Annotated in this window: 21 protein-coding genes and 1 tRNA gene; 11 read left to right on the top strand and 11 right to left on the bottom strand. The window is 32.7% G+C overall.

Features of this window, described 5'->3' with window-relative positions:
- Positions 1–12: 12 nt before the first annotated feature.
- The 3 genes from FDY99_RS04385 to FDY99_RS04375 form a co-directional block, all read right to left on the bottom strand.
- Positions 13–645 (bottom strand): hypothetical protein, encoded by a 633-nt coding sequence (locus tag FDY99_RS04385; RefSeq protein WP_139419485.1) that lies wholly within the window; start codon positions 643–645, stop codon positions 13–15.
- A 71-nt stretch (positions 646–716) separates the two neighbouring features.
- Positions 717–1,448 (bottom strand): ATP-grasp domain-containing protein, encoded by a 732-nt coding sequence (locus FDY99_RS04380; protein WP_139419483.1) that lies wholly within the window; start codon positions 1,446–1,448, stop codon positions 717–719.
- A gap of 17 nt (positions 1,449–1,465) precedes the next feature.
- Positions 1,466–2,215 carry a nucleotidyltransferase domain-containing protein gene (locus tag FDY99_RS04375; RefSeq protein WP_139419481.1) on the bottom strand — a complete coding sequence of 250 codons (750 nt, stop codon included), beginning with the start codon at positions 2,213–2,215 and terminating at the stop codon, positions 1,466–1,468.
- 393 nt (positions 2,216–2,608) lie between these two features.
- Here FDY99_RS04375 and cobT point away from each other — a divergent pair, with 393 nt between their 5' ends.
- From cobT to cobC, 3 genes are read left to right on the top strand one after another with little or no spacing between them, the layout of a single operon-like run.
- Positions 2,609–3,613, top strand: a complete 1,005-nt coding sequence (gene cobT, locus FDY99_RS04370) for a nicotinate-nucleotide--dimethylbenzimidazole phosphoribosyltransferase (protein ID WP_139419479.1) — start codon at positions 2,609–2,611, stop codon at positions 3,611–3,613.
- Positions 3,614–4,396 (top strand): adenosylcobinamide-GDP ribazoletransferase, encoded by a 783-nt coding sequence (locus FDY99_RS04365; protein ID WP_139419477.1) that lies wholly within the window; start codon positions 3,614–3,616, stop codon positions 4,394–4,396.
- Positions 4,381–4,935, top strand: a complete 555-nt coding sequence (gene cobC / locus FDY99_RS04360) for an alpha-ribazole phosphatase (protein WP_139419475.1) — start codon at positions 4,381–4,383, stop codon at positions 4,933–4,935. The genes FDY99_RS04365 and cobC overlap by 16 nt, the downstream gene beginning before the upstream one ends.
- A 240-nt stretch (positions 4,936–5,175) precedes the next feature.
- Here cobC and FDY99_RS04355 read toward each other — a convergent pair whose 3' ends face one another.
- The 3 genes from FDY99_RS04355 to FDY99_RS04350 form a co-directional block, all read right to left on the bottom strand.
- Complete coding sequence (locus FDY99_RS04355) at positions 5,176–6,927, bottom strand: hypothetical protein (protein WP_139419474.1); 1,752 nt, start codon at positions 6,925–6,927, stop codon at positions 5,176–5,178.
- A gap of 242 nt (positions 6,928–7,169) precedes the next feature.
- Positions 7,170–7,277, bottom strand: a tRNA-OTHER gene (locus FDY99_RS22915).
- Between the two features lie 24 nt (positions 7,278–7,301).
- Positions 7,302–8,687: an RtcB family protein gene (locus FDY99_RS04350; RefSeq protein ID WP_139419472.1), complete on the bottom strand. Its 1,386-nt coding sequence runs from the start codon at positions 8,685–8,687 to the stop codon at positions 7,302–7,304.
- 206 nt (positions 8,688–8,893) lie between these two features.
- Here FDY99_RS04350 and FDY99_RS04345 point away from each other — a divergent pair, with 206 nt between their 5' ends.
- The 4 genes from FDY99_RS04345 to FDY99_RS23145 all read left to right on the top strand — a co-directional run bounded on the left by FDY99_RS04345 (position 8,894) and on the right by FDY99_RS23145 (position 11,166).
- A complete protein-coding gene (locus FDY99_RS04345; RefSeq protein ID WP_139419470.1) occupies positions 8,894–9,403 on the top strand; it encodes a hypothetical protein in 510 nt (169 codons plus the stop codon).
- A gap of 11 nt (positions 9,404–9,414) precedes the next feature.
- The gene (locus FDY99_RS04340; RefSeq protein ID WP_139419468.1) at positions 9,415–9,747 is read left to right on the top strand and encodes a HopJ type III effector protein; all 333 of its coding nucleotides are present in this window, start codon (positions 9,415–9,417) and stop codon (positions 9,745–9,747) included.
- A gap of 198 nt (positions 9,748–9,945) precedes the next feature.
- Positions 9,946–10,968: a helix-turn-helix transcriptional regulator gene (locus tag FDY99_RS04335; RefSeq protein WP_139419466.1), complete on the top strand. Its 1,023-nt coding sequence runs from the start codon at positions 9,946–9,948 to the stop codon at positions 10,966–10,968.
- A 60-nt stretch (positions 10,969–11,028) separates the two neighbouring features.
- The gene (locus FDY99_RS23145; protein WP_167494292.1) at positions 11,029–11,166 is read left to right on the top strand and encodes a hypothetical protein; all 138 of its coding nucleotides are present in this window, start codon (positions 11,029–11,031) and stop codon (positions 11,164–11,166) included.
- A gap of 31 nt (positions 11,167–11,197) precedes the next feature.
- On the opposite strand, the gene FDY99_RS04330 is transcribed toward FDY99_RS23145, so the two are convergent.
- The 5 genes from FDY99_RS04330 to FDY99_RS04310 all read right to left on the bottom strand — a co-directional run bounded on the left by FDY99_RS04330 (position 11,198) and on the right by FDY99_RS04310 (position 16,517).
- The gene (locus FDY99_RS04330; protein WP_139419464.1) at positions 11,198–11,962 is read right to left on the bottom strand and encodes a LytR/AlgR family response regulator transcription factor; all 765 of its coding nucleotides are present in this window, start codon (positions 11,960–11,962) and stop codon (positions 11,198–11,200) included.
- Entirely contained in the window at positions 11,959–12,984 is a 1,026-nt protein-coding gene (locus FDY99_RS04325; RefSeq protein ID WP_139419462.1) for a sensor histidine kinase, read from the bottom strand. The genes FDY99_RS04330 and FDY99_RS04325 overlap by 4 nt, the downstream gene beginning before the upstream one ends.
- A 77-nt stretch (positions 12,985–13,061) precedes the next feature.
- A complete protein-coding gene (locus FDY99_RS04320; protein ID WP_167494291.1) occupies positions 13,062–13,742 on the bottom strand; it encodes a hypothetical protein in 681 nt (226 codons plus the stop codon).
- Between the two features lie 124 nt (positions 13,743–13,866).
- The gene (locus FDY99_RS04315) at positions 13,867–15,057 is read right to left on the bottom strand and encodes a DUF1501 domain-containing protein (protein WP_139419460.1); all 1,191 of its coding nucleotides are present in this window, start codon (positions 15,055–15,057) and stop codon (positions 13,867–13,869) included.
- An 86-nt stretch (positions 15,058–15,143) separates the two neighbouring features.
- Positions 15,144–16,517 (bottom strand): DUF1800 domain-containing protein, encoded by a 1,374-nt coding sequence (locus FDY99_RS04310; protein ID WP_139419458.1) that lies wholly within the window; start codon positions 16,515–16,517, stop codon positions 15,144–15,146.
- Between the two features lie 240 nt (positions 16,518–16,757).
- Here FDY99_RS04310 and FDY99_RS04305 point away from each other — a divergent pair, with 240 nt between their 5' ends.
- The 4 genes from FDY99_RS04305 to FDY99_RS04290 all read left to right on the top strand — a co-directional run bounded on the left by FDY99_RS04305 (position 16,758) and on the right by FDY99_RS04290 (position 19,893).
- Positions 16,758–17,330 carry a hypothetical protein gene (locus tag FDY99_RS04305; RefSeq protein ID WP_139419456.1) on the top strand — a complete coding sequence of 191 codons (573 nt, stop codon included), beginning with the start codon at positions 16,758–16,760 and terminating at the stop codon, positions 17,328–17,330.
- A 112-nt stretch (positions 17,331–17,442) separates the two neighbouring features.
- Positions 17,443–18,495: a glucokinase gene (locus tag FDY99_RS04300; RefSeq protein ID WP_074229693.1), complete on the top strand. Its 1,053-nt coding sequence runs from the start codon at positions 17,443–17,445 to the stop codon at positions 18,493–18,495.
- 141 nt (positions 18,496–18,636) lie between these two features.
- On the top strand, positions 18,637–19,203 hold the full coding sequence (locus FDY99_RS04295) for a YceI family protein (RefSeq protein ID WP_139419454.1): 567 nt from the start codon (positions 18,637–18,639) through the stop codon (positions 19,201–19,203).
- A gap of 78 nt (positions 19,204–19,281) precedes the next feature.
- The gene (locus FDY99_RS04290) at positions 19,282–19,893 is read left to right on the top strand and encodes a YceI family protein (RefSeq protein ID WP_074229691.1); all 612 of its coding nucleotides are present in this window, start codon (positions 19,282–19,284) and stop codon (positions 19,891–19,893) included.
- The last annotated feature ends 69 nt before the right edge of the window (positions 19,894–19,962 follow it).

Genomic DNA, 19,962 nt, shown 5'->3' with positions numbered 1-19,962 from the left:
GGTTTTATAAATTTATTTCAAAGAATTAATAATTAATTCTTCATACATTTTTAAGCAATGCCATGTGTTTTTCTCCTCTAAAGGACTGTAATAAAGTTGCATTCCTCCATGATTAATTTGTTCATGTCCAAAATCGGTAGTTAAATGACCGGATTTTTCACCATTGATTAAGAAATATACAGTTCCACCACAATCGGAAGTAACATCAAGTCCTATTGAAAAACAAAAATCCGAATCTGAATTCAATTCAATAAAACATTTTTGCATGAAATTTTCATCTTTGCCTCCTTCAAAAGCATTGTTTTTTAAATTGAAATTATAACTTGCTTCTTCTAAAATATTTTCTAAACTATTTTCAGTATCATCTTCATTAAATTGTGTTATCCATTTTTCCACACAATACTCAATAAATATTTTATTATAAAATATTTTTATGCTTCTAAAATTATTATATAAAATAGAATTGATAACATCATCCTCAATATTGAAATGGCTATAGAAATATATTATTTCCCAAGGTAAATCAATATCATAATTCAGTTTTATGTATGAGAATTGAGATGTATTTTTCGTATTGAGATGGGAATCAGTTTTTTGATTTTGTTTATGCTTTTGTAAAAGTTTGATGATATTTTCTGTTTCCATGATTTCTGTTTTTGTAGCAATGATAGTAAAAAGTTCCTTTTGAGTAAGGAACTTTTATAATTTAATTAACCTTAATTTTTCACACAACTCTCAACAATTACTTCCAAAGCCTTCTCTGCGTCACAAGCATACAAACCAGAACACCAAGCCGGATTTGCTTCAATCAGAGCCCAGCCTTTTCCTTTGATTGTTCCAAAATCTAAAACAATTGCTTTGGGTAGTGTTTCAGAATATTGTTGAATGAAATTTTTGAAAAACTCAAATAAATCTTTTTGTTCCGTTTCAGAAAGCAGGTTGGTGTCAAAAGCATTATTTCGCCAATAAGAAGAATAAGTTTTTATTTCATTGTTTAGAACAAAACATCTTACTTCAAGTTCCCATTCCACAACTTGTGAAGTAAAAACGGTAATGTCTAAATCTAAAGAATCAAAACCTTTGATATTGGTGACTTTATCGAAAACTCCGGCTTTGAAACTTTTAAAATCAGAACATTTAATGAAAATATTTTCTTCATGTACAAAATCCTTCAATTGCCCGTAAGAAATTTTACGTTTGATAAATTCTTCCGAAATCTTTGAAAGCCAATTATCATCAGGCTTTGTTAACGTTAAATTACATTGTTCAGCAACAATTTCTGCATAAATATCTTCGCCATATACTGCAATCACATCTGCTCGAAATTCTTCAGGAACGTTCCATTTTGCATTAAAACGGTTCAATTCGTATGGTGAATTGAGCGATGCTTTTTTCAGGTTATTGCTGTCTTCCGTGTACATTGGAGATAGAGCTATTATATTTTTCATGCAGTTTATATTTTTTCCTAATTTATTAATATTTCTCTAAAAACTCTTTCCATTTCATTCTTATCTGTATTTCCTCCAGCCAAACTCTTGGCTTCTTTCTCATTATTTTTCACCATTTCTTCCAAAAAACCAAAAAATTCCCAATCATTCGGATGATAATAAGATTCTCCTTTGGTGGCTTTTAAGGCGACCAGATTTTCTATTTTGGTTCTCGTAAAATCATCCACTAGAACCAACAATTCACTGAAAAAAACAGGCGGAACAGTTCCTTTTTCTAATATCCATTTTCCGGTCAAAGCAGTTCGAAGACAGTAGAAATAAGATTTCAGTTTTATTTCATCGGTTCTGCAGGCTTCCAGATATTTCTTGCTCATGCTCAGATAATGGTAAGAAACCGCTATCGGTGAAAAAGCAGAATCTGCTAAAGGTTTAAATAAGTTGTAAAATTTTTCATTTTTCACATAAATGATAGGAGAGTAGAACCAACTCAATAAAGCTGCATTCGATTTTAATAAGAGGTGAAAAGTCTTTCTCAAATCCCATCCGGAACCATCCAAATCGTCTTCGGTCATAAATTCTATCGTTTCATCTTTATCCCACGGTGAAAGATACCAATCTTTTTCATGGCGGTATATAAAACGTATGTCGTAATCACTATCTGGAGAAGCAAAACCCCAGGCTCGGCTTCCAGATTCTACGGCAAGAAGTATTTCTATGTTTCTTGTTGCCTCTATTTCTTTTAGTTTATCTACTATTTTTGGTGTCATTGTTTTTAATTTATAATGCAAAGTAAAAAAGGAGGTGCGCAATGTTTTTGCGCTGTGGTTTTGGATTTTAGTGTCGGAGGGTTTGAGATTTTTTATATTCAAAATATAATTGATGTTGTTGGTAAATCGCAAAGACGCAAAATTATTTCGAAGCTTTATGTTTCAAGGCGCAAGGATTTTATCTGTGGTAAAATTTGAGTTGTGAGAATTTTAAAACTAAACATTGCTTCCCGAAAACCTTTGATTTTCTTGCGTCTTAAAAGCAATATTATAATTTAAAGTTTTATGATTTTTTAACTTTCCAACTTTACTATTTTGTTTCAAGACAAAAGAAAATTAAATATCTGTTTAACAAATAGATTTTAGTAATTTGCAAAAACATACAATACATCAATGTTAGCAGACGAATTACAACACAAAATTGATTTCAAAACAAAACCTTTAGGAGCCCTTGGATTTTTAGAAAATTTGGCTCACAAAATAGGTATGGTTCAGCAAACTACTTCACCAAAATTAATAAAACCTCATATGGTTGTTTTCGCAGCCGATCATGGAATTGCAACTGCAGGAGTGAGTGCTTATCCACAAGAGGTTACCTATCAAATGGTGATGAACTTTTTAGGTGGCGGTGCAGCAATTAATGTTTTTTGTAAGCAAAATAATATTGACATAAAAATTGTAGATGCAGGAGTGAATTTTGATTTTCCTGAAGGATTAAATTTAATTAATAAAAAGGTCAGAAAGTCAAGCAGAAATATGTTGGATGAACCTGCCATGACGAGTGAAGAATACCAACAGGCTTTGGAAAACGGAAAATCTGTGGTTAAAGAAATTGTAGAAACCGGTTCTAATGTCATCGGTTTTGGTGAAATGGGAATTGGAAATACGTCGGCTTCTTCATTGATGATGAGTCAGTTATTTGATATTCCGATTGAAAATTGTGTTGGAAGAGGAACGGGTTTAAATGACAGTCAGCTAAAAAATAAAATTGATATTCTTTCAAAAGCAATAGAAAAATATCCTCATTTAAAAACTGCAGATGAAATTGCTCAAACTTTCGGAGGATTAGAAATTGCCCAAATGATTGGAGCGATGCAGGAAGCGTACCACCAAAATATGTTGATTTTAATTGACGGATTTATCGCAACTGTTGCCATTTCTGTTTTGTTTAAAAAGAATAATAGGATTTTAAATAACTGTATTTTCTGTCATGTCAGTGACGAATTTGCGCACATCAAATTATTGGAATTATTAAATCAAAAAGCTTTGTTGAATCTCAATTTGCGAGTAGGTGAGGGAACAGGTTGTGCATTGGCTTATCCTATTATTCAAAGTGCCGTTAATTTTCTAAATGAAATGTCGAGTTTTGAAGATGCTAATGTTTCAAATAAAGAATAAATGAAGGCTGTAAAGAATGAACTGATTTATTTCGCAACGGCGCTGATGTTTTTTACAAGAATTCCGGTTCCTTTTAAAATTCCGTATTCCAATGAAATTATGAACCAATCTCAAAAGTATTTTGCCTGGGTTGGATTGTTGGTTGGGTTGATTAATGCGGTTGTTTTATATGGCTCTTTTCAGCTTTTCAATTTAGAAATTGCCATTGTTTTGATGATGAGCGCAAGTGTTTTGTTGACCGGGGCTTTTCACGAAGATGGTTTTACTGATGTCTGTGACAGTTTTGGTGGTGGTTATGGCAAGGAAAGAATAATGACCATTATGAAAGACAGTCGTGTCGGAGCTTATGGTGCGATTGGAATTATTTTGTTGTTTGCTCTAAAATTTTTAAGCATTAAAGAATTGGGAACTTTAGATGTAATGAAAACCTTTGCCATTATTATTTTTGCCCATACTTCAAGCCGATTTATTGCAGGAACAATGATTTATACGCATCAATACGTTACAGATATTGATGTGAGCAAATCAAAACCATTGGCGAATAAAGCATTAGACGGAAAGTCTTTATCCATCAGTTTTATGGCTGTTTTATTGGCTTTTTCTTTAATTCCCGATTGGCGATTGATTTTTGCGTTGCTTTTTGCGTATACCGGAAAAATATATTTGGGTTGGTATTTCAAAAAACACATTGGTGGATATACAGGTGATTGTTTGGGAACGGTGCAGCAGGTTTGTGAAGTTTTACTTTATTTAGGGACAATTATCGTATGGAAATTCATTTAATTCGTCATACTGCCGTTGAAAATCCGGATAATCTGTGTTATGGATTTGCCGAAATGTCTTTGCGTAAAAATTATGTTGAAGATTTTAAATCGATTCAAATTGATTCAGATTTTGACTTAATTATTTCGAGTCCGTCTCAACGATGCCAATTATTGGCAAAATATTTTCAGTTTCATTATCAAACTGATGAAAGAATTAAAGAAATGAATTTCGGAGACTGGGAAATGAAAAAATGGACAGAAATTCCGAAAGAAGAAATTAATCCTTGGTATGAAGATTTTATCAATGTAAAAGCAACAAATGGTGAAAATTTATTAGAAATGCAAAATCGTGTTTCTGAGTTTTGGAATGAACTGCTTTCTAAAAAAGACATCAACAAAATTTTAATTGTCACTCATGCCGGAGTCATTCGATTAATCCTTCAGTCTATTCTCAAATTCCCTTTGGAGAATATGTTTAATCTTCAGATTGATTATGGAAAAAGAACTGTAATTGATGTGAAAAGTGGTTTGATTTCAATTAAGAATATTAATATATAATTCTCTCGCAGATTAGTTTGATTTCACCGATAATTACATTTATAAAATCTGCTTAATTTGCTAAATCTGCGAGAGAAAAAAATCAAACTCTAATGTTGGGTTCTTTGGTGAAACGCAAAGACGCAAAGTGTTTTAATTCATTCCGTTTTTAATTCACAAAGATTTTATTGAAGATAAAAATAATGATTTTTAAAACAAGCCATCATTTCAAGATTTTTCACTCAAAATGACAGCTAAATATTATTTGAAAATTTTGGTAAAACTATCTTTTTCCAAGGTTTCTAAAGAGAAATCAAAGTCTGCTTCTTCTTTTTCTGAAGTGATGATTGCGCCCAGTTTTTCTATCAAATGATTGAAAGAAATCAATTCATACCATTGCTGATACAGTGCATTCGTCGCCATTGTAGAAACTTCGGAAGTTCCTGAAACATGAGAGTTTCCAGCTCCGAAATTCAATAAGACGAAACATTGTTTTCCATCTTTTGGAAGTAGCATACCTAAAATCGTTTGTTTTTGAACCGAATTACACTTAGCTTCCGCAAAAAGATTGTTAGGATTCATCATATAATCGTAAGAAATATCATCTCCTTTTCCGATAACGATTTTATAACCACAATTAGCATCTCCCGAGAAAACACTATTCATTACAAGCGTTAGAGTATTTAAATATTTGTTGGCATAAAGATATTCTACAGCACCATTTGGAGCAGAAGTCATATCTCCGGAATACATCAACTGCCCATTATCTTGATTATAAGCTGCATTCCACCCGATTTTTCCGGCAATATTCAATCCGGAAAGGTCAAGGTCATTTGCTCCCCAAGCATCTTCCCAGTAAATTCCGACAGCCAGTCTTTCTCCATAAAATCTCGTTCCGGTCGGAATATTTCCAACAAACATTTTCTCAGAAGTAGGTAAACCAAATGCGACATCTTTAGGGAAATAGAATTTCTTTTCAGAAAGATTATATTTTGATTTTAAATAATTTAAGATAAAATCATAGTTTAATTCATTCACAGAAGTAGCAGTTCCTCTTTTTGTCCAAGATTTTCCGTTTCTTATTCTGTATACAAAAGTATTCTGACCATATATTCTGGAATAACAAGCCGATAAAGCTTTAAACAAAGCAAAAGGCGTAGCATTTTCCAGCCAATGTAAATCACTGTTTTCCAGCAAAATATTTGTAGCATTATTCAAAGGATTTGAGATTAATGGTTGATGGTAAACTTTTGACAGTTTTGAAATTTTATTAATCGTTTTTGGTGCTCTGTTTTTATAAGCTAAAAACAAAGGTTTGAATCGGTTAAAGATCTCTGCCATTTTTTCCAACCCGAAGTTTTCAAACAGATAAGTTGGATTAAATTTACTTTTCTTGATATCATCTATTAAGTCATTGCTTTTGATTAAAAGCGTTGTTCGGGTTGTTTTATAAATTACATAACGGAAAAATTCAACGGGATTTTCAGGATAAATATCGTATCGGTCGGCAATTTTTATCACCGCTTCTTTGTTTCGGATATTTTCTTTTCCTGTAAAATCATATTCCAGTTCGGTATGCAAAATATAAAGCAAATCATCAATTGTTTCTTCTTTCAAAGCAATACCTGATTTCAAAAGAGAAAGACATTTTTCCTGCATTTCTTCTTGAGTATAGGCTTTAATTACTTTAAAAGTTAACTTCAAATCAGGAACATTCAACACTTCTTTAGGAATATAAATTTCATTTTGAAAATCACTTCCATACGTTGAAATATAATGATTGATTTGTTCGATTAATAATTCAATTCTAGAGCTTTCTTTAATTTTCTGCCACGATTTATGAAAGGTTTTGTTTAAATCATTTCCATTTAGTTTTTCTTTTGAATAATAAGAAATAATTTCTTTTTTAGCCCAAAGTGCATCAGACTCAATGATAAAACCTTCATCTGAAATAAATGGCTTTTCATTAGATTTTCTTGCCAATACAGCGTTGAATAATTTTAATGTTTTCATTGTTTTTAATTTTAAAAAAATAAGTGAGGAGTAGTTCTTTTAATGAAATATATAGGAACTCCTTTTACCTATAGTTTTATAAAAGGCGGGGAGTAATTATCCAAATATAGGAACTCCCTTTGCCTCGTAATTTGTAAAAAGGCGGAAAGTAAATGTGGGAAATCAATAGGAACTTTCTTTGCCTTAATTTTTTAATAAATGAAAATGATTAATTGTTGAATATAAACATTTTCAATATTTTGAGGAACAGGCAGGGCTCGAACCTGCGACCAACAACCTTAATTCATAGGAACTTTCTTTGCCGTAAGCGAAAAGTAATCCTGTTGCTCTACCATCTGAGCTACTGTTCCCACCATTATGAAATTTTAGAAAATTTAAGCTTTTCTAAATTTCTTCTTCTTTTTCCAAGGCGCATTTTTCTGTACATCTCCTGCCATAATACATCCGTAAGGCATTACTTCATCCAATACTTCACACAACCCGTATTCCTCAATCTGAGCTCTCACATTTTTAGCACTTTTATAAGCGCTTGGAAGTTCAGAAATATCAATATCATTGGTGAAAAATCTGATATCCAAACCTTTTGTTTCTTCTTCAAAAATTTCTTCAATCGTTTTATGAGCCAGAGACTTTTTATGCTGCGTTCTGCTGAAATTTCTTCCTGCTCCGTGTGGCGCAAAACCAAGATTTCTATCGTTCGTTTTTCCCTGAACAATCAAAACCGGTTCCGACATGTTCAGCGGAATCAATCTCGGACCTGTAATATCCGGTAAAAATTTATCGTCCAGCGGAGTGGCTCCTTTTGCATGGTAGAATAGATCGCCTTCTCTGAATACAAAATTATGTTCGTTCCAATATCTGTTTTGTCTTTCAATATTTAGTTTTTCTAAAGTTGCGTTATGAATCGATTCGTGGTTTTCTTTCGTCCAGTTTCTTATCAATTGCAAAGCTTCCCAATATTGCTTTCCTTCTTCGGTTTCATACGGAATCCACGCATTTTCTCTCAAAGTTTCTGGCGAAATTTCCTGTCTGAATCTATTCGCTACTTTCATTCCTTTATCATACAACATCGCTCCCGGAGCTCTCGACCCGTGATGAGTCACTAACATTGTGTTTCCTGTATTTTTAGAAACTCCGACAAATAAAAAATGGTTTCCATCACCTTGAGTTCCCATATGAGAACGGGCAATACTGATTAATTTTTCATCATTCAAAAACTCATTTTCTCTGAAAGCATCCATCAATTCCTGAGACATTTCCATTTGTTCACCTCTCGGTCTTCCTCCGTATCCGAAATGCGTGATTGAATGAGCGGCATCTAAAACTTCTTTAGGGTTTGCTTTTCCAAAATCGGTTAACATAACGGAACAGCAAATATCTGCGCTATGAAATCCTGGATGAATCGCATTTTTTGCAACAACAACTCCACCAACAGGAATATGTCCTTCCGGCCCTGTCGGACAAGCATCGGGCATAATTGCGCCTTCAATTAACGTTGGTGTTTTCATCAAAACTTTCATCGTGTTGATTACTTTTTCTACATTATCATTTTCACTTTCGTGTTCCGCTTTGATGTTGATGATAAAATCTTTCGGTTCCGCATGCAACGAAATAGGTTCCGGAGATTTGAATTGCTCCAAATATTCAGAGATTTGATTTTCATCCAATTGATTTTCGTTGATATATTCTAATGCTTCTGCAAACCATTTTCCCGGTCTGTATCCTAAAGCGATCAATTCGTTTCCTGTAATTGTATTCATATTTTTGTTTTTTATTTGACTTTGTCTAACCACTTTGTTAGGTTTGGGCAGCTTTTCCGCCTTCCACTCCCGCTTTTTTACTTCACTTCGTTTCGTAAAAAGAGCTCCGTTCAAGTCGGGCTGCAAAAGATTAGACTTTTTATTAATACTTTGTCATTTTGTTGATGCAAAGTAAAAACATAAGTGTGCAATCTTTTTGCGCAGTAATGATATTTTTAATTATTTTTGAAAAAAATTGTGTTATGCTATTCCCAATCTTGACATTCGTTTTATTTTTTGGCTTTGTTGTATTGGTTTTTTGGCAAAAATCAGATTCTATCAAAAAGCTGAACAGACAACTTTTAGAAAGTAAGATGATAATAACGAAAGAACTAAAAGACATCCGTTGTTTTTGTTTTGCTACGGGAAAAAGAAATCACGATTTCAGGTTTAATAAAGCCGATGTTTACATTTTAGAGGATGCTCTTTTCATTTTTGGCTACTCAGAATTTCGAAATTTAAAATGGTATAAATGTTTGGTTATTTTGACCCATCGCGAAGATATTTATAAAGAACAGTTTCCTACGGCGCAAATTCCCCAATTATATAAGCTCAATTTGCATTCATTTAATCAAGATGTTTTTATAGAATTTCAAACTACGCCCGGTATTTATAGTAATATAGAAATTAGGTTAGAAAATCTAAGCCTGGAAGATAAACAATTAATAAAAATATAAAATAAAAGATTATGTTATTTGAACAATTAGAAAAATCAGCGGAAGAAATTCAGTTTAAAGATGTTATTGCTTTTATTGATGAGCATTACGACTTTACTCCCACAAAATTTACCAACGGAAATACCGTAAATGAAGCAGATCAAAATAATGGTTCTTGCAAAGTTTTCAGTTTTGCAAAATTGAATGATTTATCAAAAGAAGAAACATTAAACCTTTTCGGAGAATTTTATAGAAAAGATGTTTTGCAGAACCCTGAAGGAACAGATCATCAAAACATCAGAAATTTTATGGAATTCGGTTGGGACGGGATTTCTTTTGAAGGGAAGGCTTTGGTGAGAAAATAGATTTGTTTATTCATATAGTTTGTCATTCCGTAGGAATCTCTGCAAAATTTTTATAAGTAGTTGCTTAGATTCCTACGGAATGACAAATTGGATGTTCATTTTAAACCACCCCGTCAAAAATTCTACGAATTTTCGCCACCCCTCCAAAGGAGGGGAATTCATCCTGCTTTAGTCTTAATCTAAACCTCAACCTATTTTATGTCATCTAACAAAAACGCTTTAATCCGCTACAAAACTTTAGACAAATGCTTGAAGAATAAGTACAAAAAATACACTTTGGAAGATTTGATCGACGAATGCTCCGAAGCGCTTTTTGAATTTGAAGGAAAAGAATCTTTTGTCAGCAAACGTACGGTACAACTTGATTTGCAGAATATGCGAAGCGAAAAGTTTGGATATGAAGCACCAATTGAAGTTTTTGAAAAAAAATATTACCGTTACAGCGACCCAGATTACAGTATTCATCAGATTTCAGTGAACGAAAATGATCTGAAAGCGATGAATAATGCGATACAGATCTTAAAGCAGTTCAAAGATTTTTCGATGTTCAAGGAAATGAATGGTGTGATTCAGAAGTTGGAAGATTCTATCCATTCTACCAGCCAGAAATCGATCATTCATTTAGATAAAAATGAGCAATTGAAAGGCTTGGAGCATATTGATGTTTTGTATGAAAGTATTTTAAATAAAAAGGTTTTAAAGATTTGTTATAAAAGTTTTAAGGCAAGAGAAGAGAATTTTTTGACGGTTCATCCTCAATTACTGAAAGAATATAACAACCGTTGGTTTTTGATCTGTTGGCACAAAAAGGCGATTTACAATTTGGCTTTAGACCGAATGATAACCATTGAAACAGACCATGAAACGGAATATATCGATAAAGATTTTGATGCAGACCGCTATTTCGGGGAAGTGATTGGAGCAACTGTTTCAGAAACTCAGCGACCTCAAAATGTTGTATTTTTTGTTAATTCAGAACATGCACCTTACGTTAAAACCAAGCCATTTCATCATTCTCAGGAAATTATTAAAGAAAATGAAAACGGAACGACTTTTAAAATTTGTGTACAGCTCAACTTTGAACTGGAACGAATGATCTTGGGAATGGGAGAGTTTTTAACGGTTTTAGGCCCGAGAAAGCTAAAACAGAGAATTGCAAAAAGTATTAGAATTGCTCATTCAAATTATAATGCTCAAAATACAACAAATGAAGAGTCATAATTCTATTTAATTAAAAACTTGGCTTGAAAGTTGTAATTTAATTTCGCAAATAAAATTATTATGAAATCCAGAATATTAAAAGCTGTCGTGGCGCTTGTTGTGCCGATTGTTATAGAATTTATCATTAAGAAAGTTACCGAGAAACTCGATAAAAACAAAGAAGAAAAAGATGTGAAATCCATTCCTTCGCCTCATTAAAATAATAGACCTTCCTAATTTGGGAAGGTTTTTATTTTTCAATCCATTCTCTGAAATCGACTGTCTGACTTTGGCTTGTGATAAGTGGATTTTCCCAACCTTTAATTTCTAAAGACAGAGCATTTTTCGAATAACGCTCCAGTTTTATAATATTTTTTTTATTGACAAGTTCGCTCCGATTGATCTTGAAAAATTCGTTAGGATTAAGCTGATATTCTATTTCTTTAAGCACGGTTTGGTTGAGTAAATGTTTTTTACCGGAATCATCGAACGCAAAAATAACTCCTTCTTCAGCTTTAAAAAATGCGATATTTTCAGTTTCTAAAAAATAAATTCCTTTATTGCTGATTACACTGAATCGTTCTTTGAAACTTTTAGGTTGAATCTCTTTTTGAATCTGACTGATTTTTAATAAAATTTCATCAGAAGCATGAGATTTATTTAATACTGAAAACTTATTCCATGCTTTTTGAAAACGCTCTAAAGTAAAAGGTTTCAGAAGATATTCAATTCCGTTTGTTTCAAAAGCATTCATCCAAAATTGGTCATAAGCGGTTGTGAAAATAATCGGACAGGAAATTTTCACCTGATCATAAATTTCAAACGCATTTCCATCTAACAATTCAATATCCGAAATAATAAGATCAACAGATTTTTCTGTTTTTAAAAAATCTATAGCCTGTTCCACATTATCAATTTCTGCAATGATTTCTGTAGTTTCTTTTAACTCATCAATAAATCTAATAAGTTTTTTTCTTGCCGGAATTTCATCTTCAATAATGACTATTCTTATCATGATTTTTGAATTATAGGTAAGGTTACGGAAAATTGATCGCTGGTATTTTGAATTTTTATCTGATTTTCGATCAGTAAAAAATACTGTTCGTTGAGGTTTTTCAATGCTTTTCCTGATGGAGATTTTGTGTTTCTTTTTTGAATAATATTATTTGAAACAGTAAGATCTTTATCAATGCTGATGGTGATAAAAATAGGTTTTGTTTCTGTTCCGAAATTATGCTGAATGGCGTTTTCCAATAATAACTGAAGACTTAACGGAACTATAAAACCTTGCAATTGATTATTCTTTATTTCCAATTGATAAGATTTTCCGTATTTGTGCTGAATCAGTTTGAAATATTTTTTAACGAAAGCTAGTTCTTCATCAATTTCTACTAATCTTCTATCTGAAACCTGCAAAACATAGCGGTAAATATCTGCAAATTCGTTGAGGAAATCTGAAGCTTGTGCTTTATCTTCTTCAATAAGCTGGTCGAGAATATTCAGATTGTTAAATAAAAAATGGGGGTTGAGTTGGTTTTTAAGCTGATTGATCTTGGTCTCGGAAAGTATTTCATTAAAAGCTGCAATCTGTTTCTGGTTTTTCTGATTTTTTTGGTAATAATAAAAAGCAAGAAAAAAACTTCCGTAAATAAAAGCATTCAAAAAATCTGAAATAGCATTGTTGAGAAATGTTTGTGCATTAAAATTCCTTTCAAAAGTATTAAAAATAAAAGCGACAATAAGTTTAAAAATAGTAAGGATCACCAAATACAGAAGAAGGGAAGTTCCAAAAATTTTAAAAATTTCTTTAAAATTGAAATTGTCTGATTTTTGCCAATACATCATCAGAAAACGCATAATCAGAAAGAGAATACCAGCGTTTACAAAATACAAAACGGGAGCTTCCGGTGTGAAAGTGTACCAGTTGATCTCTCTTTCTGTCTGAAAACGGATTTCTATGGTTTGCACATAAGAAAATAGAAAAATAAAGAGTAAAAAGTATTTGTTCTGCTGTATTTCGGTTAAAATTTTCTTCATGATTTTGTTACAACAAAATAGTTCTATAAAAATACAGAACTATTTATAAATTTTATAATTGAAAATGTGTTTACGGTTTATTTTGAAGAATCCTCGGGAAATGAAGCTGTAATATTTCCTTTATCATCATAAAAATCGAGCTTTGCTTTGTTTTCTTTGTCTACATAAAACATGGCTTTAGGCAATCCTTTTGCATCAAAAAGAAACAATCCATCTCTTTGTCCGCGAGATTTTCCAAGCATAATTCTTGGTGTTCCTTGTCCAAAATTTTTAGTTCTCTGAGATTCATTTTTAGGACGATCGTTGAATGTAAGGCTGCTTCCCACAAACCTTTCATTGCCCTTCTGATAATCTTCAGATAACAATTGCATGATTTGGTCGCCATCGTATTGATCATGTGTGAATGAAAGTCCTGAAGAATGACCGTCTGCATTTTTTTTACCGTCATAGATAAAACCGCCACATTCCAGACCTTCTTCATTGAAGAACAACATTCCGGAACGTTTTTTACGCTTTTCGTTGGTGTAAACGTCGTTTATTTTGATTTTTCCGTTGGGAAAACGATCTACATTGGTAATTACCATTTTAACAGTACCATCTTTTTCAACGATATTAATTCTTTCGACATCGATTTCTGAAAACTTTTGATTTCCATTACTTTTGAAAGCTGAATTAACTAAAAAGAAAATTGCAATGGCCATCGAAAAGGCGAAAGTTCTTAAAAATATAAGCTCTCTGTTGATACGTTTTTCTGTCATAATTATTGATTTTATGGCGTAAAAGTATCATGAATACTCGATTTGAATCAACAACTATTTTTTGAACTAAGGAAATAAAGCTATGAACTAAGAATAATATAAGATGAGTGAATTTTTAGCTTAATTAAATAAAATCATAAATGCCGTTCTTCCAGCCCAACACTTTTGACGAATCTGCATTCAGCCAGTTTTTAAGAACTGTTGCGTAGATTTTTCGGAAATCTTCGGTATAAATTAAATCTCCTTCATTAAGATTTTGTAAATCGGGAAGGGCATTTAGAATTCCTTTCTTTTTTAATCCTCCGCTGATAAAAAACATTTGATTGGCCGTTCCGTGATCGGTCCCTTTGCTTGCATTTTGGGCAACACGTCTTCCGAATTCTGAAAATGTCATGAGCAAAATATCATTAAATAATCCGTTCGATTTCATATCGGCAACAAAAGATTTTACGGCATCATTGATCTCTCCGAACAGCTTTTGCTGTCTTTCATTTTGATTAACGTGCGTATCAAAACTTCCGATAGAAAGATAATAAACTTGCGTATTAATGTCAGATTTTATTAATGAAGCAACAGTTTTAAAGTCTTTTCCCAATTTAGAATTCGGATATTCCTGAGTCGATTTTTTTGCTTTACTTTTCTCGAAAATATAATCAGCGTTATTGATCGTAGAGCCTAAAGTTTTGTATAAATAAGAAACGGTTTCGTCATCGTGATGATGGTCATTATTGTACAATGATTTAAAATATTTTTCCTGACTGGTTTGATATAGTTTTTTTGGATCTTTAAAGGCAAAAGCTTTATTATTTTCTCCTTTTAAAGCCAGGCTTAGCATGTCATCAACTTCCAAAGCCTGCGTTGGATGTTCGCATTTATAGCATTCTTCATCCAGAAATCTTCCGAGCCAACCTGTTTCCAAAAACTCATCGCTTTTACTTGCAGAATGCCAAATATCCATGCTTCTGAAATGCGATTTATCAGGATTTGGGTAACCCACATTATTCATCAGGGAAAGTTCGCCGCTGTCAAACAATTCTTTAAAATAAGACAATGAAGGATTAATTCCCGTTTCATCATTTAAAGCTAATGAATCTTTGACCGCAATAGTATTTCTTTCTTTAAAATAAATGTCGTTTTTTGTCGGAATAATCGTGTTTAAACCATCATTACCACCTGTAAACTGCAAAACAATCAATATCTTCTGACTTGGATTCAAAGCATTATCTAAAGCCATCGACTGCAAAAAATTCGGAACCAATAAGGAAGCCGTTGCCAATGAACTTATCTTTAAAAATTCTCTTCTCTTTATGATCATAATTTTTTTTCTTTGATTAAATAAAACTAGCTTTCTCTAACTTCTAACTTCTAACTTCTAACTTCTAACTTCTAACTTCTAACTCCTTACATTAACTGATATTCCGGTGTAGACATCAGATTAATCACATTCATTTTAATACTTTTATCTGAAAACTGATTCACAATATCCATATCCAATGATTCCGAGTTGACGATCAGATAATCTTCTGCTTTTTTCTGCGCTAAAGCTTGGTCAACTTTATTCCAGTCGATAATGATATTTGGATTTTTGAAACTTTTATTTAAAGCTTCCCGCGATTTCATTCCCATTTCCATATCATCATCTTCTTTTGCTGAATATTCCATAGGACGTAAGCCTGACCAGATTTGCGGAATCTGAAGTCTTAACATTAAAGTAGAGCTGTCAATCCACGATTTTCCATTAGGCCAACCTGCAACATTGGGTGGGTAAAGTAACATCTGACCTAAAAGTTTTTGGTAAACCGTAATGTTTTCAGGGTTTTGAATATTCATCGGAAGCATTCTCATCATTCCGGTAAATAATTCTGTGGGAGATTTTATACGGTTGCCAATATTTTTTTTTTCATAAAACCATGAGCTTGAAAAGATCTCAGACATCAGTTTTTTGATGTCATATCCGGACCGATAAAAATCTTCGCTTAGATCTTTGATCCTAACGGGATCAAGCTTTTCATTAACGAAAAAGGTATAGATCTTTGTAGTAATGAATTCTGAGGTAGATCTTTGCTCCAAAATGATATTTAAAATATCGTCTCCGGTAAAATTTCCGGTTTTTCCAAGAAAAGTTTTTGTTCCGGTGTCATGAAGTTTTTTTCTTTCATTAAAATTTCCTTCTTTATCATAACCCCATCCTGTAAAAGCTCTTGCGGCTTCCCTAATATCTTTTTCGGTATAATTTCCACGACCCATTGTGAATAATTCCATCACTTCACGGGCGAAATTTTCGTTGGGATGATCTTTTTTATTTTGTTGATTATTTAAAAAGCTAAGCATTGCAGGAGAACGGCTTACTTCAAACAGTAAATCTTTAAAATTTCCCAAAGATTTTTCTCGGATTGTATTTAAAAGCTGTTGATTGAATTTTGGATTATTGATTCTCGTCGCAAAATGTCCGTGCCAGAAAAAAGCCATTTTCTCTCGTAACTGTTCTTTACTATCGGTCATTTTTTTTAGAAAATTAAGATTCAGTTCGTTGTTTTGCTTCTGATTTATTTTTTGAATTTCTCTTTTCTGTTCGGCTGTCGCTTTTGGGTCTGTGTATTCAATGGGTTCAATGTCGGGAGTTTCATAAAGAATAGGAGAGAAGGTTTCTTCATTAAATACTTCCTTCAAAATCGTTTTGATGTTTTTACTTTTCAAATCATTTACTTGCCCAATCTCAGGTCCGAAACCAGCACGCCAAAGAAGATGTTTGTTATTGATGAATGAAGCAGCCATAATCCTGATTTTGTTTTTTGATGATGAAATAAAGTTGAGGTTAAACTGTATAAACAAATATTAATGTTGATTTATTGTTTGCCTTGATGTAAAGTTAAACAACTATTTAAATATTTGTAATTTTAAATGATTGATTTTCATTATTTTATGAAATGTTTAGGCTTTCGTGTTAAGAAGTGTGAATTATTTTGGCATGATTTTTACATCTGCCCTTGTAGTAAAATTTAAAAAATCAGAGTTATGAAAATGTTTAAGCAAACCATTTTAGCAGCTGGAATTTTAACAGCCGGTTTAGTAAGTGCTCAAAGTGCTCAGATGAATAATATGATCAAAGTGGGAGCAACTGCAGGTATTGCTGTTCCTTCAGATAACCTTTCTGCTGCAGTAGGTGTAGATGTGGCGTATCAAAATCTTATTACTCCAGGTTTAGGTTTAGGTATCGCAACGGGTTATACTCATTATTTTGGAAAAGATAACAACGGATATAATAATAACGATGTTGGGGTAATTCCTGTAGCGGCACTTTTCAGAGTGTATCCTAAACAGACAGGATTTTATTTCGGAGCTGATTTGGGCTATGGATTTTTAGTAGGTGATGAGAAAGTAGCAACCAATTCTACAGTAAACAGACCAGATGGTGGTTTTTATCTTAAACCTGAAATCGGGTATCACAACAGAGACTGGAATTTCTATGTACAATACCAAAAAGTTTTTGCAGGAAGCAACGGAGATATCGCATCACCAGCTTCTCAGGACTATAATGTGGGAAGTATCGGAGCAGGATTTTCGTACAATATTCCTTTAGGAAAATAAATACAAAAATATAATCAGTTATTAACCAAACCTTTTCGAGTTTTTGAAAAGGTTTTTTGTTCCCATACAAAAATTACCAAAACAATTATTATATTTGATAAAATTTGCGATTATGAACTTAAATCCAAAATTTCCTCTCTATTTACCGGGAGTTAAAAATACCAATAATGATAATATTTCTATTATCGGAGCTAATTTGAGAGAAGACGTAACTACGATTGCGTATTATATTTCAGGAAATTCCGGGATAGAACTTAAATTTAAAAATAATTATCCTACCAAAGAATATGCATCTTTTTCAGATGTTCTTTCGAAGTTTATTCAGGATTCTCAGCTTGAAAATGTTCAGCGACTTGGGATTTCGGTTCCGGGACCTGTAATAGATGGTAAAAGTCATCCTGCACGTTTGAAAAACTGGAGTTTAGATGTAGAAGAATATCGCAGCAAATTTGGTTTTGAGAAAGTTGATATGCTGAATGACCAAGAAGCTTCTGCTTATGGAATTGGTCTTTTGGATGATTCTGATTTGGACGCAATCTACACAAGCGGTCATCTTGAAAAAGGAAATGTTGCTATTCTTGCACCTGGAAATGGTTTGGGAGAAGCAGGATATTTCTTTGACGGAAAATATTTAAGACCTTTTGCAACCGAAGGAGGGCATTCTGAATTTTCACCAAGAACCAATGTTGAGGTAGAATTTTATCAGTTTTTAAATAATATCTACGGAATTGTAAGTTGGGAAAATGTACTTTCAAAAACAGGTTTATTTAATATCTACCGATTTTTGAGAGATGTAAAAAGACATCCTGAACCGGAATGGCTTTCTGAGCGTTTGGCAAATGGAAACTTCACAGAAGAAATCTACAAAGCAGCAATGCATGAAGATGCGTTGATTTGTAGAATTGCTTTAGACACATTCTTAGAGTTTTTGGCAAGAGAAGCCAACAACCTTACTTTAAAACTGAAAGCTACAGGTGGATTGCTGATTGCAGGAGATATTCCGCAGATCATAAGAGAATATATCGACAAAGATAAATTCTATGAGAAATTCAAGATCAGTGATAAGATGGAAGATATGTTGAAGAACATTCCTATTTATGTAGTTAATACAGAAAGTACAAGTATTAATGGTGCGGCACTTTACACCGCCTATTTTACAGAATAATATAAGCTCCGAAGAAATTCGGAGTTTTTTTATGCCTGATTTTATTCATGTCAAAAAAAGATTTTTATTGATGTACATCAAGATGAATTATTAAATAAGATAATTACATTTGCAGCGTTAATAAACATTTAAAAATTTACAATGAAAAAAATATTCTTATTAGCAGTTTTAGCTAGTGGATTGGCTTTCGGGCAGGCAAAAAAAGTAGTAAGCTCTGATGTTCACTGGTGGGGTTATAAAGTTGCTAAATCTCAGGCAAGTTCTCACGACGGTACCATTACTGTAAAATCTGGAAATATCGTAATGAAAGGAAACGAAATCGTTGGCGGTTCGTTCGTTTTAGATATGAATTCTATCAACGCAACGGATGTTTCAGGAGAAATGCAAGGGAAATTAAACGGTCACCTTAAAAACGGAGATTTCTTCGAAGTTGAAAAATTCCCAACTTCGGCTTTCAAAATTACTTCAGTAAAGAAAAACAACGATAAAACTTACAACCGTACAGTTACAGGTGATCTTACAGTAAAAGGTAAAACAAACCCGGTTTCTTTCCCTGCAAACGTTACAGTGAAAGATGGAATGGTTACTTTAACTTCAAATAAATTCTCTTTCGACAGACAAAAATTTGATGTAGCTTACAAATCTTCAATGAAAGATGTTTTTGTGAAAGATGAGATAGAAATGACCGTTAAGGTGAGCGCGAAATAATTTATTCAAAAAAATATTATTAAAAGTGTAGAAGTTCTACACTTTTTTTTATTTTTGTTGAATTGTAAATAAAATATAATGAAAAGATTACTATTGTTTGTTATGATGTGTGCAAGCATATCATTAGTTTTTGCTCAGAAAAAAGGAGATAAGGTTTCGAAAGTGATAACATCCGAGATCAAATGGTGGGGACATAAAGTGGTAAAAACTAAAGCTTCGTCTCACTACGGAAGTCTAAAACTGAAAAGTGGTAAGTTTAATTTCGATAAAACGGTTTTAGTAGACGGTGAGTTTGTAATCGATATGAGAAGTCTTGTTGTTGCAGATGTTTCTGGTGACGATCAGGTGAAACTGACCAACGAATTGAAAGGAACCAATTTCTTTGAAGTTAAAAAATTCCCTACAGCGAAGTTTCATTTAAAGAAAATCATCCCTCTTGCAAACAGCGAGTACAATTCTACGATTGTAGGTGATATTACGATCAAGAATATCAGAAAAACAATTTCTTTCCCTGCAAACGCACACATTACGCAGTTTACTGTGGAAATTGAATCATCAAAATTCTCTTTAAACAGAAAAGACTTCAAGATTGTTTACCAGAATTCTTTGAAAGATTATTTCATCAAAGACGAAATGGATATTCAGTTTAAGCTTTCTACACAAAAAGTTGATAACGAAAGACCTTTATAAGGTTAAATTTATAATAAAATACAAAGGACTGCTTTTAGATAAGCCGTCCTTTTTTTATTTTAGCTTACT

Source organism: Chryseobacterium mulctrae, assembly GCF_006175945.1.
Classification (GTDB): Bacteria; Bacteroidota; Bacteroidia; order Flavobacteriales; family Weeksellaceae; genus Chryseobacterium; species Chryseobacterium mulctrae.
Note: the sequence above shows the minus strand (reverse complement) of the source record. Positions and strands in the feature narration are given on the sequence as shown.

Coding starts and splice junctions, on each gene's coding strand:
- FDY99_RS04385 (WP_139419485.1), bottom strand. CDS start 645: ATGGAAACAGAAAATATCATCAAACTTTTACAAAAGCATAAACAAAAT.
- FDY99_RS04380 (WP_139419483.1), bottom strand. CDS start 1,448: ATGAAAAATATAATAGCTCTATCTCCAATGTACACGGAAGACAGCAAT.
- FDY99_RS04375 (WP_139419481.1), bottom strand. CDS start 2,215: ATGACACCAAAAATAGTAGATAAACTAAAAGAAATAGAGGCAACAAGA.
- cobT (WP_139419479.1), top strand. CDS start 2,609: ATGTTAGCAGACGAATTACAACACAAAATTGATTTCAAAACAAAACCT.
- FDY99_RS04365 (WP_139419477.1), top strand. CDS start 3,614: ATGAAGGCTGTAAAGAATGAACTGATTTATTTCGCAACGGCGCTGATG.
- cobC (WP_139419475.1), top strand. CDS start 4,381: ATGGAAATTCATTTAATTCGTCATACTGCCGTTGAAAATCCGGATAAT.
- FDY99_RS04355 (WP_139419474.1), bottom strand. CDS start 6,927: ATGAAAACATTAAAATTATTCAACGCTGTATTGGCAAGAAAATCTAAT.
- FDY99_RS04350 (WP_139419472.1), bottom strand. CDS start 8,687: ATGAATACAATTACAGGAAACGAATTGATCGCTTTAGGATACAGACCG.
- FDY99_RS04345 (WP_139419470.1), top strand. CDS start 8,894: ATGATATTTTTAATTATTTTTGAAAAAAATTGTGTTATGCTATTCCCA.
- FDY99_RS04340 (WP_139419468.1), top strand. CDS start 9,415: ATGTTATTTGAACAATTAGAAAAATCAGCGGAAGAAATTCAGTTTAAA.
- FDY99_RS04335 (WP_139419466.1), top strand. CDS start 9,946: ATGTCATCTAACAAAAACGCTTTAATCCGCTACAAAACTTTAGACAAA.
- FDY99_RS23145 (WP_167494292.1), top strand. CDS start 11,029: ATGAAATCCAGAATATTAAAAGCTGTCGTGGCGCTTGTTGTGCCGATT.
- FDY99_RS04330 (WP_139419464.1), bottom strand. CDS start 11,962: ATGATAAGAATAGTCATTATTGAAGATGAAATTCCGGCAAGAAAAAAA.
- FDY99_RS04325 (WP_139419462.1), bottom strand. CDS start 12,984: ATGAAGAAAATTTTAACCGAAATACAGCAGAACAAATACTTTTTACTC.
- FDY99_RS04320 (WP_167494291.1), bottom strand. CDS start 13,742: ATGACAGAAAAACGTATCAACAGAGAGCTTATATTTTTAAGAACTTTC.
- FDY99_RS04315 (WP_139419460.1), bottom strand. CDS start 15,057: ATGATCATAAAGAGAAGAGAATTTTTAAAGATAAGTTCATTGGCAACG.
- FDY99_RS04310 (WP_139419458.1), bottom strand. CDS start 16,517: ATGGCTGCTTCATTCATCAATAACAAACATCTTCTTTGGCGTGCTGGT.
- FDY99_RS04305 (WP_139419456.1), top strand. CDS start 16,758: ATGAAAATGTTTAAGCAAACCATTTTAGCAGCTGGAATTTTAACAGCC.
- FDY99_RS04300 (WP_074229693.1), top strand. CDS start 17,443: ATGAACTTAAATCCAAAATTTCCTCTCTATTTACCGGGAGTTAAAAAT.
- FDY99_RS04295 (WP_139419454.1), top strand. CDS start 18,637: ATGAAAAAAATATTCTTATTAGCAGTTTTAGCTAGTGGATTGGCTTTC.
- FDY99_RS04290 (WP_074229691.1), top strand. CDS start 19,282: ATGAAAAGATTACTATTGTTTGTTATGATGTGTGCAAGCATATCATTA.